Origin of the sequence: Proteus sp. TSJ240517, assembly GCF_047921575.1 — a bacterium.
Taxonomy (GTDB): domain Bacteria; phylum Pseudomonadota; class Gammaproteobacteria; order Enterobacterales; family Enterobacteriaceae; genus Proteus.
In genome coordinates this window covers 61,020-73,949 of the sequence record NZ_JBLRMH010000010.1, presented here as the reverse complement: position 1 = coordinate 73,949, position 12,930 = coordinate 61,020, and the positions used below count along the sequence as shown (strand labels likewise).

14 protein-coding genes are annotated in these 12,930 nt (G+C 39.6%); all 14 read right to left on the bottom strand.

The annotated features are described in order from the left end of the window. Positions 1–62: 62 nt before the first annotated feature. The 14 genes from ACNARN_RS15995 to ACNARN_RS15930 all read right to left on the bottom strand — a co-directional run bounded on the left by ACNARN_RS15995 (position 63) and on the right by ACNARN_RS15930 (position 12,915). On the bottom strand, positions 63–1,385 hold the full coding sequence (locus ACNARN_RS15995; protein ID WP_416304680.1) for a protein-tyrosine phosphatase family protein: 1,323 nt from the start codon (positions 1,383–1,385) through the stop codon (positions 63–65). Between the two features lie 172 nt (positions 1,386–1,557). Further along, positions 1,558–1,884 (bottom strand): DMT family transporter, encoded by a 327-nt coding sequence (locus ACNARN_RS15990; protein WP_004245856.1) that lies wholly within the window; start codon positions 1,882–1,884, stop codon positions 1,558–1,560. 84 nt (positions 1,885–1,968) lie between these two features. Next, complete coding sequence (locus tag ACNARN_RS15985) at positions 1,969–2,385, bottom strand: DMT family transporter (RefSeq protein WP_198620591.1); 417 nt, start codon at positions 2,383–2,385, stop codon at positions 1,969–1,971. Between the two features lie 35 nt (positions 2,386–2,420). Continuing rightward, the gene (locus ACNARN_RS15980; RefSeq protein ID WP_416304679.1) at positions 2,421–3,125 is read right to left on the bottom strand and encodes a hypothetical protein; all 705 of its coding nucleotides are present in this window, start codon (positions 3,123–3,125) and stop codon (positions 2,421–2,423) included. Between the two features lie 17 nt (positions 3,126–3,142). Continuing rightward, the gene (locus ACNARN_RS15975; protein ID WP_416304678.1) at positions 3,143–3,787 is read right to left on the bottom strand and encodes a phosphate propanoyltransferase; all 645 of its coding nucleotides are present in this window, start codon (positions 3,785–3,787) and stop codon (positions 3,143–3,145) included. Further along, complete coding sequence (locus ACNARN_RS15970) at positions 3,787–4,314, bottom strand: BMC domain-containing protein (RefSeq protein ID WP_416304677.1); 528 nt, start codon at positions 4,312–4,314, stop codon at positions 3,787–3,789. The genes ACNARN_RS15975 and ACNARN_RS15970 overlap by 1 nt, the downstream gene beginning before the upstream one ends. Before the next feature lie 13 nt (positions 4,315–4,327). Beyond that, positions 4,328–5,278, bottom strand: coding sequence for a choline TMA-lyase-activating enzyme (cutD, locus tag ACNARN_RS15965; RefSeq protein ID WP_198620595.1), 951 nt, complete (start codon positions 5,276–5,278; stop codon positions 4,328–4,330). Between the two features lie 100 nt (positions 5,279–5,378). Continuing rightward, positions 5,379–8,810, bottom strand: a complete 3,432-nt coding sequence (cutC, locus tag ACNARN_RS15960) for a choline trimethylamine-lyase (protein WP_416304676.1) — start codon at positions 8,808–8,810, stop codon at positions 5,379–5,381. A 56-nt stretch (positions 8,811–8,866) separates the two neighbouring features. Continuing rightward, complete coding sequence (locus ACNARN_RS15955) at positions 8,867–10,015, bottom strand: 1-propanol dehydrogenase PduQ (RefSeq protein WP_198620597.1); 1,149 nt, start codon at positions 10,013–10,015, stop codon at positions 8,867–8,869. Between the two features lie 7 nt (positions 10,016–10,022). Then, on the bottom strand, positions 10,023–10,286 hold the full coding sequence (locus ACNARN_RS15950) for a EutN/CcmL family microcompartment protein (protein ID WP_064721253.1): 264 nt from the start codon (positions 10,284–10,286) through the stop codon (positions 10,023–10,025). Between the two features lie 26 nt (positions 10,287–10,312). Then, positions 10,313–11,965, bottom strand: coding sequence for an acetaldehyde dehydrogenase (acetylating) (locus ACNARN_RS15945; RefSeq protein ID WP_416304675.1), 1,653 nt, complete (start codon positions 11,963–11,965; stop codon positions 10,313–10,315). Between the two features lie 73 nt (positions 11,966–12,038). Next, the gene (locus tag ACNARN_RS15940) at positions 12,039–12,317 is read right to left on the bottom strand and encodes a BMC domain-containing protein (protein WP_006536328.1); all 279 of its coding nucleotides are present in this window, start codon (positions 12,315–12,317) and stop codon (positions 12,039–12,041) included. A gap of 14 nt (positions 12,318–12,331) precedes the next feature. Next, the gene (locus ACNARN_RS15935) at positions 12,332–12,616 is read right to left on the bottom strand and encodes a BMC domain-containing protein (RefSeq protein ID WP_006536329.1); all 285 of its coding nucleotides are present in this window, start codon (positions 12,614–12,616) and stop codon (positions 12,332–12,334) included. Positions 12,617–12,636: 20 nt separating this feature from the next. Further along, positions 12,637–12,915, bottom strand: a complete 279-nt coding sequence (locus ACNARN_RS15930) for a BMC domain-containing protein (RefSeq protein WP_004249182.1) — start codon at positions 12,913–12,915, stop codon at positions 12,637–12,639. Between the last annotated feature and the right edge of the window lie 15 nt (positions 12,916–12,930).

Here is a 12,930-nt window from a genome sequence, read left to right as displayed (position 1 = left end):
ATAATAAATAGTAATGTCGTAAAAATAATCCCCATTGTGAATGCAATGGGGATTGTTTATAGCTATTTAAACAAATGTTGTTTTATTTTAATATCATCATTAAGTAGCGGTATATTATTATTTATTGCATATTTCAAAAGTTCAGCAATTTGCTCAGGCTGATAAAGCGCTCGGACACTGCGTTTTTCTCTTAAATAAGAGATAATACTTTCTAAACTTTTTCCTTCTTTATTCCCAGATTGTTCTGCTTTCATCATCTCCATTAAAGCAATAAATTCCCCTGTTCTTCCTAATCCAGCAAGGCAATGAACCGCTATATTTTCTTTTGTTGGGTTTATTTTTAATTTATCGCCAATAACATTAATTGTATTTTTTAATTTTGTCGCATCTATTCCTGTATGATCAGCCCAATCATAAATATGGACAAAGTTTATTATTCTCTTTTCATTACTGTTTTCTTTAGTCACTAAATTAGTATATGTTTTGCAATTTAAATATCTTTTATTTCCTGAAAATTCATTTTCTCCATTTTTATTTTCTACAACTTTAACTATTCCATTTTTATCTTTTATTTTAAACTTACTGAAATCCCACTTTTCAATGGGACGAGAATTTATATTATCTAAATCCAAATCTTCTCTAAAATATTTAAAACCTTCTTTTTCAAAATCACTTTTATTATATTCACCACCCAGTTTTGAGAGATCTTTTTTGATATCATCATTCGATGCTAAAACATAAACTGTATCTATATTGTTATTAAATAACATATTGAAATAATGACTTAAACTCTCTTTACTATTCAAAGGATATTGGGATGCAATAGTTATATTAGAAGAATTATAAGAACTAACATTATTCGCTGGCAATGATACATCGCCTGATTTTATTAAAGTATCTGTACGATACGTTAATTCCTGACTATATCTAGAATTTTCAACCGATTGATAATCAGCGGAACTATATTTTAAACCATTTAAGTTATTAAATAACTGTTCAGATTTTTCATTATACTTATCTGTATCAGTGCATTTTTTAACCGAAACTAAAAAATTATCTCTCAAATTACGCAAATTTACTTCTTTATTAGATTGAGTGAAATTAAAATTTGATATATCTGTATTATTAATTTGTCGTCTAGAACGTAATCTATTATCTACTATTCGTGTTTTAGGTGACAAGTCAGTAGGAAGACTATAAGTCGTATTTGATAATTTATATATTGATGAACCTGCTGGTGGTTTAGGAAACAGTATTGGATTAATTTCATTATGGCTATTTTTAATACTTATTATATTGTCCCTAGTACTATTTTTTACCTCTCCACTTGATCCTAATGAATTTGTAATAGGTACACTTATTGAATTAACTGGTGATAATATCATATCTATGCCCTTAAATATAAAACTGTATTATCTTATTAGAGAACGATTTGATATATAAAAAAAACACCTTTATAAAAGTTATAAAAAACAAATTAAAATACCGATACTTTTTAATAAAATATCGGCATTTAAGTTAAAAAGGTAAAATCACTATCTAATCTATAAAGTTAGCTTACATCGTAGAGAATGTATTCATAATTATTCCGCCAGAGATAATTAATGCCATTGAAAATATAGCGGGTAAGTCTGGTTTTTGTTTATATAGAATCATGGCAACTAAAGTCACACCCACAATACCAAACCCACACCATAGTGAATACGCTACACCAACAGGAATATATCCCATTGCACGCGTTAAAGCGAAATAACAAATACAGTAAGCAGCAATCACTAAAACAGAAGGAGCTAATTTACTAAAGCCATTGGTCTTTTTGATCATCGACGTGCCGGTGATTTCAGAACCGATAGACAGCGCCAGCCATAAGAATCCGGTAAACATAATTGTTATCCTTATTTATTTTAACAAAACTCTTATTTATCAAAGATAAGTCTTATTAAAAATTAGATTTATTAAGAAATAGATTTATTTATTAACTGGCGATGCTGCCTGTTTAATATTAGGAGTTTCAGTTGTCTCTTCTTCCTCTTCTTCTGATCCCATTTTGGAGAAGAGATTCATAATCACAATACCACTGGCAATCACTGCCATACCTATTATTGCCGCAGTATCAGGATGTTGACCATAAAATAACATACCTAAAGAAGAAACCACTAAAATACCAGTACCAGACCACGTCGCATAAGCTAAACCAACTGGAATATTTTTTACTGCACGCGATAACGAGTAATAACAAATAACATAAAGAACAACAATTAAGCCTAATAATAATGTTTTAGTTGTACCTTCACTATTATCAAACATTTTTAAGGTAGAGGTTGCTGAGGTTTCTGAAATAATAACCGCCAGCATCCAAAGCCATGATTTAGCTTTTGGTGACATAATAAGACTCCTGAGTTATCAGATATAATTTAAGATTAATTTTTCAAACTTTTTAAATATTCAATAGCAGAATCCGTCAATTTATCTTTCGATAAATGATATTCTCCAGGTTTATTCATTACTTCATTTAAAGTAATATAGCGATTATTATTCTCTTGTTTAATTTCAGGTTTATATTCAGGTTTAGCTTGATAACTAATATGATGGTTTATTAAATTAGCTTCAACATCATTTATAGGATGAAAAATAATACCCATTGATTTTAATCGACTAATATTTTCCTGAATAAGCAGGTTGTACTCTTTATTTTTATTTAAACCTAAAATCTCATTTAATTCACTTTCTGGTTGGCAAAAATAAGGTAATGCGATAACAGGAATATTTTGAGCGAGTGCAGAATGAATTAACTTCCCTTCTTCACTGATAAATAGCCCATTAATAATTTCACCCACCAGCTTTTTATCAAAATAAGGAACAAACAGTGCGTGATAAGTCGATAACTGCTGGCAATCGAACTCACTCGCGTTATGCATTTCTCCTAGATGACGCCATTTCGACAAATCATGACTGACTTGTGCCTGTGTTGTAACAAAAAGAGAAAATCGGATATGAGAAAACGTGTTGATACGCTGACAGATTTCATCTTGGTATCCCAGTGCAGGTGTAAGCGCTAACAACACTGACTTTTTCATTCTTTTTTCTATTTCAGCGACTATCCTTTCAATTAACTGATTGTCCATTACGTCACCTCATTGCCTTAGCTGACAATAAATACGCTATCGTCGTTACGAAGTCCTGCTGCATTCGCCTCATCAGTATCTATATGAAATTCCAAAGCAAATTTCTCACTGACTCGAACAACGACCTCATCAAAAATCAGGCTACGCTCGCCTTCTGTTTTGACATGCACTTTTTGACCATTAGTGACGTTTAACATTCTGGCGTCAATTTCACTCATATGAATATGGCGTTGAGCACAAATCACTTGCTCTTTTAATTCAACATGACCCGCAGGTCCCATTAAAACAGCATTGCCAGAACCGGCTAAATCACCCGATTCACGTACTGGCGCTTTTACACCTAATGCAAAACAGTCAGCTTTTGAAATTTCTAATTGGCTTTGGGGACGAACTGGCCCTAAAACACGAACTTTACTGATCGAGCCTCTAGATCCCACAACAATGACACACTCTTTTGCTGCAAACTGACCCGGTTGTTTAAGATCTTTAAACGGGGTGAGTTGATAACCTTTGCCAAATAAGACTTCAACATCTTGCTGTGAAAGATGCACATGACGATTAGAAATACCAACAGGGATAGCCATTCCTTGCGTTTCTCCCAACATTACGCCATGTGCGGGTAAGCGAGAGAGAATTTTTCCCATGAGTTGTTGATTAATCATTATTTTTTACCTTTGCGGCTTTCTGGTTTGATCTCTTTTTTACTGCTTTGAGCTTTATCTGTAGCGGCCTTAGTTTCAGAGGCAATCTTTTGAACTTGTAAATCTGCAACTGCTTTTGTAGCTTCAGGGTTTTCAACTTCGTTTTTAACAGGGGCTTCAACGACTGTTTCAGCTATTTTTTCAGCAATTGTTTCAACGACTGTTTCAAGAGCAGTCTCTTGCGTTATTTCAGCAACGGCGGGCGCTTTTTTCTTACTTTTTACTGTCAGTAATTTAGTAATAACACTTAGCTCTGGTCTTGCGATCACCAATGATCCGATAACCAACTCTTTTTGGCTCACGACATCAACACCATGATCAATCGCTGTTTTAACAGCACTGATCTCACCTTGAAAACAGACTGATACCAACCCAGAACCCACTTTTCGGTACCCGATAATTTCCACGTTTGCTGCTTTACAAGCGGCATCAGCTGCCTGAATGGCTGCAGTCAACCCTCGTGTTTCAATCACACCTAAACTGTTCATCTTTCTCTCCTACTTAGTGGCGGACAAGACGGATATCGAAATCAAATTTCTTAAAGAAGGCTTCTAAGCTGTCAAGCTCTTCAGGCGTATAACTGGGATCAGTTTTCATTGGGTAAATCATTTCCAATTTTTCGTATTTATTACGTCCAAATTGGTGATAAGGAAGAATATCGATGCGTTGAAGATTACCGCGTTTTGAAAGTTCCATTGCGTAGTTAATCGCGCCAGTGATCGCATCATAAGAGTCGTTATAACCTCGCACTAAAGGCATACGGACAACCACATTTGCACCAAGATCCATTAAACGCTCTAGATTACGGCGGACATTCTCATTACCAATGCCAAACAACGCTTTATGCTGAGTGGTATCAATGTGTTTGATATCAATAAGAAATTGATCAACAACTTCCGCTAATTTTTCATAATTCGCCACATTAGTGGTTGCTTGTGTTTCCACGGCGGTATTGATCATCATCTTTTTACATTCTCGTAAAAGCGCAACCGCAAAATCAGTTTGTAAACTCATTTCACCGCCACCGATTGTGACACCACCTCCTGAAGAGATGTAAAAGTCATAATCTTGCATGATGATTTTCATTAACTCAGAAACAGAAACATCTTTTCCCATAATATCAAGCGCATCAGAGATACACACTTCTTCACATTTGCGACAACCAATACAATCAACAGCGCGATCAACACGATGAACTTGTTTACCACTTTCATTGGTTGTCATGTAATGCACACCCGCCGGACAAACATCAACGCATTTACCGCAATCTACACATTTGTCGCGAGAGTACATCACTTGAAATTCACTGCTAAGACCTTCTGGATTTGAACACCAAGGGCAGCGGATATTACAGCCTTTTAAAAAAACGAGAGTACGAATACCATCACCGTCATAAATAGAGTATTTCTGGATATTAAATATCCGACCTCTTGTTTCTGCCGCCGTCTCCATCTTTACGCCTCCAAATCTGCATCAAACATCCCTGTTCGATAAATTTAAATCTTGTCTTGTCGATTAAAAGGGATAGCCTGTGCCATCCCTATGGCTATGATTAGAATTTCTCAATCACAGTACGACTGATAATTTCATCCTGAACTTCTTTACATAATTCAACGAAGTAAGCACTGTAACCTGCAACGCGAACAATCAAATCGCGGTATTTTTCAGGCTCTAATTGCGCTTTTTTCAGTACTTCATTATCAACATAGCTAAATTGCATCTGGCCGTTACCCAGAATTGAAGCCGTTCTTAATAAGGTAATTAAACCTTGGCGTCCTTCATTGGTATCTAACAAACCTTTCAGGAATTTGAAGTTATGAACCATACCGATATTCATAGTTTCAACATTCATCTTACTGATTGATTTGATGATTGCTGTTGGACCATGTTTATCTGCGCCTTGTGTTGGGCTGATACCATCTGACAATGGTTTCCATGCAAAACGACCATTTGGAGTCGCTGCGGTTAACTCACCAATTGGCGTGTTATTAGAGATAGACAGCGTACCGTGGCTCAGAGTGGAATAGAGCATTTTGTATTTACGGCATTCACGCTCAGTCCATTCCGTAATATCTAACGCATATTGGTCAACAACATCGTCGTCATTACCAAATTTCGGTGCATTTAAGCAGTCACGTAATAACTCATCATGACCTTCAAAGTTAGCTAATAGCGCATCACGAATTTGCTCTAAGGTGTATTTCTTATCTTCATAAACAAGTTTGCGAATAGCCGCCATTGAGTCCACATAAGTCGCTAAACCTGAGAAAATCAGACCTGGGCCATGGTTAACCATCGCACCACCCGCAGTGACGTCTTTACCTTGTTCCATACAGCCTTCAACCAGCAGAGACATTAATGGTTTCGGTGCAACATCGCGGTGAACACGTTGGCTGATCACCGTACCGATTGCCGATAAACGAACGATATGTGCCACTTGCTCTTTTACAGCGCGGTCGAAATCTTCATAAGTACGCAGGTCGCGTAAATCGCCTGTATCTAAACCTTGATAGCTATCAAACAGCACCATACGACCACGGTTTAATACAAATTCAATTGCGATAGGCCATTGGGTATAACCTGTTGATGTCCACTGATAAATACGACCTGATTTTTGTGGCTCAACACAACCCATCAAGCAGTAGTCTCGTGCATCTTCAAAGTCGAAGCCTTTACGCAGCATCATCTTGATATGAGAATCATCGAAGTGACAGGCTGGGAAACCCATACCCGCTTTTACTACATCAACGATTTTTTCCATATATTGCTGTGGTGATTGGTTATGAATACGACATGCGAGTGATGGTTGATACACTTTCACAAAGCGCACAGCATCCATAATCAAGTAAGTTAAATCGTTACATGCATCGCCACCAGAGCGTTTTTGTCCACCGATAGTTAAGTTGATAAATGGTTGATAACCTGCGAAATATTTCGCACCTAACTCACTCGACATCCACATTAATTCAGCACATTTGATGATAAAGGCTTGCATCATTTCCAGTGCTTGTTCACGCGTTAAACGACCTGATTTGATATCGTTTTCATACATTGGGAAGCAGTATTGGTCTAAGCGACCTAAAGAAAGACCTGTTTGGTTTTCTTCTACTTCAAACAATGACTCAACTGTCCAAATACTTTGCAATGCTTCTTGTAGCGTTTTTGGTGGGTTAGCGGGTACATTTTCGTTGACTTGAGCAATCGTCAGTAACTCTTCACGACGTTGTGGATCACGCTCTTTTGATGCTAATTCACGCGCATGTTCTGCAATGCGATGTGCGTAAGCAATGACACCTTCACAACTTTCAATAGATGCTTTGTAGAAGTAGATACGGTCGATATCAGCAGGATTTTCCATGCTTAATTCAGCCAGTTTGGTTTGCGCATCGGCTTTAATACCGTTCATACCCTTAGTGAAAAGCAGTACGTCATAACCAGGACAAGTATCGCCACCACCATTAATTTGGTGATAAGAAAGGTCACTGACAAAGGTTTCACCACTAAATTCCCACACACCCGCTTCACGATATTGTGCTTCGCAGATCTCATCTAAAGAACGACCTTCCCAGAATGGAACAATCTCTTCGCGAATAACTTTTTTGTCTTCTTCTGAAATTTGGAATGGATCTTGTGGACGTGTGCTCATGGTATCGAGTTCATCACGAACCCAGCGCCATGCGATATCAGGAGAGAAAGCACCAGCACGCGCTTTTCCACAAGGATGTCCCACAATCAGCTCTTCATCTTGAATTAAGATAGGTGCGGTTTCACATGCGCGACGGAAAGCTTTAGCGCGCAGTAAAATTGGTGGTAAACCCGGGTTATTACGAACAATTTCAGTAAATGCTAATGCTCTATAAATAGAGACACTTGGGCGTGCTTCTAAATAGCGATTACGTAAGCGTTGTAAGCGAGGCGTTAAACCTTCCATTACTTTGAATTCGCCCGCATCAGCACTTGGTGCTGCAACAAAATTTGCAGAAGGTGCAGCGTATTGAGGTTGTGAATTCACACGGCCATTATATAAACGCACTTGCAGTGAGCTGTGTAAGGTTGACAGATTAGCGCGAGCTGATAACAGCATCTCTGACAGTTCGTTGATGCTGACTCGTGGATCGTTAATATCCACACCCTGTGTCATTGCATCAAACATTGGGTAACCATCAACTTCTTTGGTTGCGCGCACTTCTGAAAGCTCAGCTAATTTCAGCCATACGCTTTCAACAATTTCATAGGCTTGTGCTTGCGTTAAGCGACCTTGGTCAATATCACGTTGATAGAATGGATATAACGCTTTATCAAATCCCATTGGGTTGATTGCGTAACTACCATTTTCCAGATGTAAAATTAATTGCAGTAAATAGAATACTTGAACCGCTTCTTTAAAGGTTTCTGCTGGTTTTGCAGGGACTTTACGTAATACAGCCGCACTATCTAATAATTCAGCTTTACGGTATGGGTTACCTTCCATTGCTGCTAAATTCTCTGCTTTTGCAGACAGAATTTGTGCGAAATACAGTGCTGCATCACATGCATAAATAGCTGATTTACAGTAATTAGCTTCGTCCATACTGCTACGATTTACGGCACTACCAATACTTCTAATTCTGTCTTCAAGCTGTGCTTTAATTGCTAAGAAACCTTGGTTTACCACCAGCATATAATCAGGTGATGTAACGCTATTATTAATACTTAAGAAACGGTAGATAGAATCACTACGCACTTCTTCTTCAGTGTGAAAAATCGCACCGCGTGGTGTTGATGACTGGCTGCCGATAATCAGTTCATCTTGTGCAATATAGCTTGGAAAATGGCGGATAAACTCATAAAAACGCTGTGCAGGTTTAATCGCTTGAGGAACACCTGCAATGCTGTTGTCTAATGAATCAAAAATTGTCGCACGCTCTGTACTGATTGAGCTATTACGTGAAACTAAACGTTCTGCCAGCATTTTTACGCGTGGCGTCAAAGAATATTTGGCCATGTGAGGCTCTCCTGATGTTCTTTACTTGACCTAATCGGTATTAATTCGGTTGAGCATTAACTGTGTGATACACCGGCAAATGCCTGACGATACAATGTTTCTAATTGGTGTGTGTTCACGTCACGCGGATTTGTCGGCGTACAGCTATCACGTAAAGCCTGTCCGACCATTTCCATTAAACGGGCATAAAAGTCCGCTTCACTGACACCGGTATCGCGAATACTCTTCGGCATACCCATTTCATCTTTCAATACATTAATGGCGACGATTAAACTGGTTACCCCTTCTCTTACGGTGCTAGCCGGAAGTCCTAAGCTTTGAGCAAGATAGGCGTAACGTTTTGCTGCTTCACTATTACAATCACCATGAAGATTGGCGTTAAAGGCGACAACATGTGTCATCAATAACGCATTTGCACGACCGTGAGGAACGTGGAATACACCGCCTAATGCGTGGGCAAGACTGTGAGTAATACCCAGCGAAGCGTTAGTAAATGCCATGCCTGCAATACAAGATGCGTTATGCATTTTTTCGCGAGCCATTAAGTTGTCACCTTGATGGTGGCAATCAATAAGATGACCAAAGACTAACTTGACGGCTTTCTCTGCCATCGCATCAGAGAAATCAGATGCAGCTTTAGAAACATAAGCTTCTAGCGCATGACAAAGGACATCCATACCTGTATCAGCGGTAATGGCAGGTGGTACAGATTTCACCAACTCAGGATCGAGAATGGCGACATCAGGCAACATAAACTCATCAACCAAGACCAGTTTTTCACTGCGTGATTTGATCACTGAAAAAGAGGTCACTTCAGAGCCCGTGCCACTTGTGGTTGGGATCGCAATAAATTGTGGTTTTGTTCTGTTGCTCTCTTTACGGGTATGCCAGAGGGAGTACATAACGGCTTTCGCGGCATCGATAACAGACCCACCACCGAGTGCGATAACCAAGTCTGGATAGTTGGCATCCATCATTTTCATACCACTAACAATGGCTGAAATATCAGGATCAGATGCCACATCATCATAGACTTGAAACTCGATACCTCGTTGCATTAACTTATCAGTGACTTTATTTGCAAAGCCAAACTTCACCATTGCTTTATCTGTCACCACAAATGCGCGGCGGGCAGTTAACCCAGAGAGAAAATCCAGTGCATTGGCGCCAAACTGAATTTTGGGTTTTATCAGAAACTCACTCATGTCGTTATTACTCCTTACTGTCCCGATAAACCTTCTCAACAATGGCAACCACTGACATCGCCTTGTAACGATCTTTGTTCAGTGCAAAGTATTCTTCAGCCAACACAACATCGTTGATACCTGCACCTACACTGTCCACTGCAACATACGTTTTGTTTTTCAGTGGTTTAAGCTCATCATCTAAAGTGGCTATCATTAATAAATTGCTACCTTTAAGTTCTGGGCTTTTTTGTGTCGCTACTACGTGTCCGATTACCTTTGCGAGGATCATGGTTTATATCGCCTTATATCAATGAGTTATTTACTCAGACGTCCGAGAACTTCCTTGATAATGCGTTCCACGTTTTCTTCGGTAATATCACCTTGTTCAATCACTTGCTGCGCACAAGCACTGACTGTCGTTGCATAAGGAGATGCACCAAAGCGATCATCACCTTGAGTTTGACGTTGTGCAGTGGCACATTCAGCATGAACAGGGGTTAAAGAAGGTGAACGAAAACGGTCATCATCAAGAATGCTGGTCTGGTGATTTGCGCTAGAAACAGCAACTTGAGCAGCTTCTTGTGCTAAAGGACAAGGTTGTTTCAACTCTTCAACGGTACGCACGCCATAACCTACTTTACGAATATTCAGTAGATTCATTGGGCCAACGTTGTCAGAGCTAGAACCACCACCAACAGCACCGCAACCTAAAGTAAGTGCAGGAGTAATATTGGTTGTTGCTCCGATACCGCCTAATGCCGCAGGGGTATTAATCAGAATACGGTTAACGGGTTTTTCTAAAGAGAACTGACGAATAACATCTTCATTTTTAGTATGAATAACTAAGGTATGACCTAAACCTTCGTTAGTCAGTAATTGCACCACACGATCGCACGCTGATTTCCAATCTTCTTCGATATACATTCCTAAGATTGGGCATAGTTTTTCGCGTGAATACGGATTTTTTGGTGAAACAGTATCTTGTAATGCGATTAATACACGCGTATTTGTGGGTACGCTAAAGCCTGCACGTTGGCTTAAATAAATCGCATCTTTACCCACAACAGCTGGGTTAATCGTACCGTTAGCACGCAGTAACATTGAAGCCACTTTTGTTGCTTCTTCGTCATTCATAAAGTAAGCACCTTGCGCTAATAACTCGCGGTGAACTTCGTTATAAATGCAACGTTCTACGATAATGGATTGCTCTGATGCGCAGATAACTCCGTTATCGAATGTTTTACTGGTGATGATATCGCTCACTGCTTTTTTGATATCCGCACTACGTTCGATAAATGCAGGACCATTACCTGGGCCGCCACTGATGGTTGGCGTACCAGATGCATAAGCTGCACGCACCATACCTTCACCACCAGTCGCTAAAATCAATGACACATCTTTGCTGTGCATTAATTCTTTTGTCGCTTCCAGAGTCAGTAATGTCACACCATCAACAATACCTGCTGGCGCACCAGCTTCTAGCGCCGCTTTTTTAACAATTTCTAACGCACGGAAACTACACTGTTTTGCATTTGGATGCGGAGAGAAAATAATCGCATTACCCGCTTTCAGTGCAATTAGGGTTTTATAGATAATGGTTGATGTTGGGTTAGTTGAAGGGACTAACGCCGTGATAACACCTAAAGGCACGCCAACATCCATGACTTTTTTCACTTTATCGTCATTGATAATGCCAACGGTCTTCATGTCTTTCATATGTTCATACACACGCAATGACGCGAAGGTATTCTTCAGCACTTTGTCTTCCCACTTACCAAAGCCTGTTTCTTCGTTCGCCATTTTCGCCAACTCTTCTGCATGACGAGCGGCTTCAAATGCAATGTGTTTTACAATACTGTCGATTTTTTCCTGCGAAAACTTAGCATAAACAAGTTGTGCATTTTTCGCGTTACGAACTAGCTCACGAGCCAGTTGTCTGGATTGCAAATCTTTATCTAATGCAACCATGTCTTCCTCCATACAGGAGTTAAAAAATTTAGCTGAATAACTTATTTCTTTGCTTTACAGCACGCCTGAGTAATCAGGCTTTGTGCTGTTGTGCGATTTTCTCGATATCGTTATGCGGTCTTGCAATAACACGAGAAGTCACGACGGTGCCGATACGTTTTGCCGCTTCAACACCTGACTCAACCGCTGCATTGACTGCACCGACATCGCCTTTCACCATCGCTGTCACTAAACCTGAACCGACGTTTTCATAACCAATCAGTTCAACATTGGCTGCTTTACACATTGCATCAGCAGCTTCAATGCAAGCGACAAGACCTTTGGTTTCAACTAGACCTAGTGCTTCTTTCATATTTATTTCCTTCGTTATTCAGTCACTTTGTACTGGGCAACGATTTTTTGAATATCGTTATGTGGACGAGCGATGACTAATGAAGTCACAACCGTACCAACACGTTGAGCAGCTTCTAAGCCAGATTCCACAGCGGCTTTAACGGCACCTACATCACCTTTCACCATTGCAGTTACTAAACCTGAACCCACATTTTCGTAGCCGATTAACTCAACATTTGCCGCTTTACACATCGCGTCAGCTGCTTCAATACAAGCAACCAGCCCTTGAGTTTCAATAAGTCCTAATGCATCACCCATACGTTCTCCTAAGGCAGAAACTATGCCTTGTGTTTGATAACAATCTTGTTGATGTCATTGTGAGGACGAGCAATCACGAGCGATGTAACAACTTCACCCACGCGTTGTGCTGACTCCACACCTGAATCCACTGCAGCTTTCACTGCGCCTACGTCGCCTTTCACCATCGCAGTCACGAGACCTGAACCCACATTTTCATAGCCAATAAGTTCAACGTTCGCGGCTTTACACATAGCGTCAGCGGCTTCAATACATGCCACCAGACCTTTGGTTTCGATCAGACCTAATGCATCACCCATTTTCATTTCCTCCGA

Excerpts from the sequence above, each read along its gene's own strand:
- ACNARN_RS15995 (WP_416304680.1), bottom strand. The coding sequence starts at position 1,385 with ATGATATTATCACCAGTTAATTCAATAAGTGTACCTATTACAAATTCA.
- ACNARN_RS15990 (WP_004245856.1), bottom strand. The coding sequence starts at position 1,884 with ATGTTTACCGGATTCTTATGGCTGGCGCTGTCTATCGGTTCTGAAATC.
- ACNARN_RS15985 (WP_198620591.1), bottom strand. The coding sequence starts at position 2,385 with ATGTCACCAAAAGCTAAATCATGGCTTTGGATGCTGGCGGTTATTATT.
- ACNARN_RS15980 (WP_416304679.1), bottom strand. The coding sequence starts at position 3,125 with ATGGACAATCAGTTAATTGAAAGGATAGTCGCTGAAATAGAAAAAAGA.
- ACNARN_RS15975 (WP_416304678.1), bottom strand. The coding sequence starts at position 3,787 with ATGATTAATCAACAACTCATGGGAAAAATTCTCTCTCGCTTACCCGCA.
- ACNARN_RS15970 (WP_416304677.1), bottom strand. The coding sequence starts at position 4,314 with ATGAACAGTTTAGGTGTGATTGAAACACGAGGGTTGACTGCAGCCATT.
- cutD (WP_198620595.1), bottom strand. The coding sequence starts at position 5,278 with ATGGAGACGGCGGCAGAAACAAGAGGTCGGATATTTAATATCCAGAAA.
- cutC (WP_416304676.1), bottom strand. The coding sequence starts at position 8,810 with ATGGCCAAATATTCTTTGACGCCACGCGTAAAAATGCTGGCAGAACGT.
- ACNARN_RS15955 (WP_198620597.1), bottom strand. The coding sequence starts at position 10,015 with ATGAGTGAGTTTCTGATAAAACCCAAAATTCAGTTTGGCGCCAATGCA.
- ACNARN_RS15950 (WP_064721253.1), bottom strand. The coding sequence starts at position 10,286 with ATGATCCTCGCAAAGGTAATCGGACACGTAGTAGCGACACAAAAAAGC.
- ACNARN_RS15945 (WP_416304675.1), bottom strand. The coding sequence starts at position 11,965 with ATGGTTGCATTAGATAAAGATTTGCAATCCAGACAACTGGCTCGTGAG.
- ACNARN_RS15940 (WP_006536328.1), bottom strand. The coding sequence starts at position 12,317 with ATGAAAGAAGCACTAGGTCTAGTTGAAACCAAAGGTCTTGTCGCTTGC.
- ACNARN_RS15935 (WP_006536329.1), bottom strand. The coding sequence starts at position 12,616 with ATGGGTGATGCATTAGGACTTATTGAAACTCAAGGGCTGGTTGCTTGT.
- ACNARN_RS15930 (WP_004249182.1), bottom strand. The coding sequence starts at position 12,915 with ATGGGTGATGCATTAGGTCTGATCGAAACCAAAGGTCTGGTGGCATGT.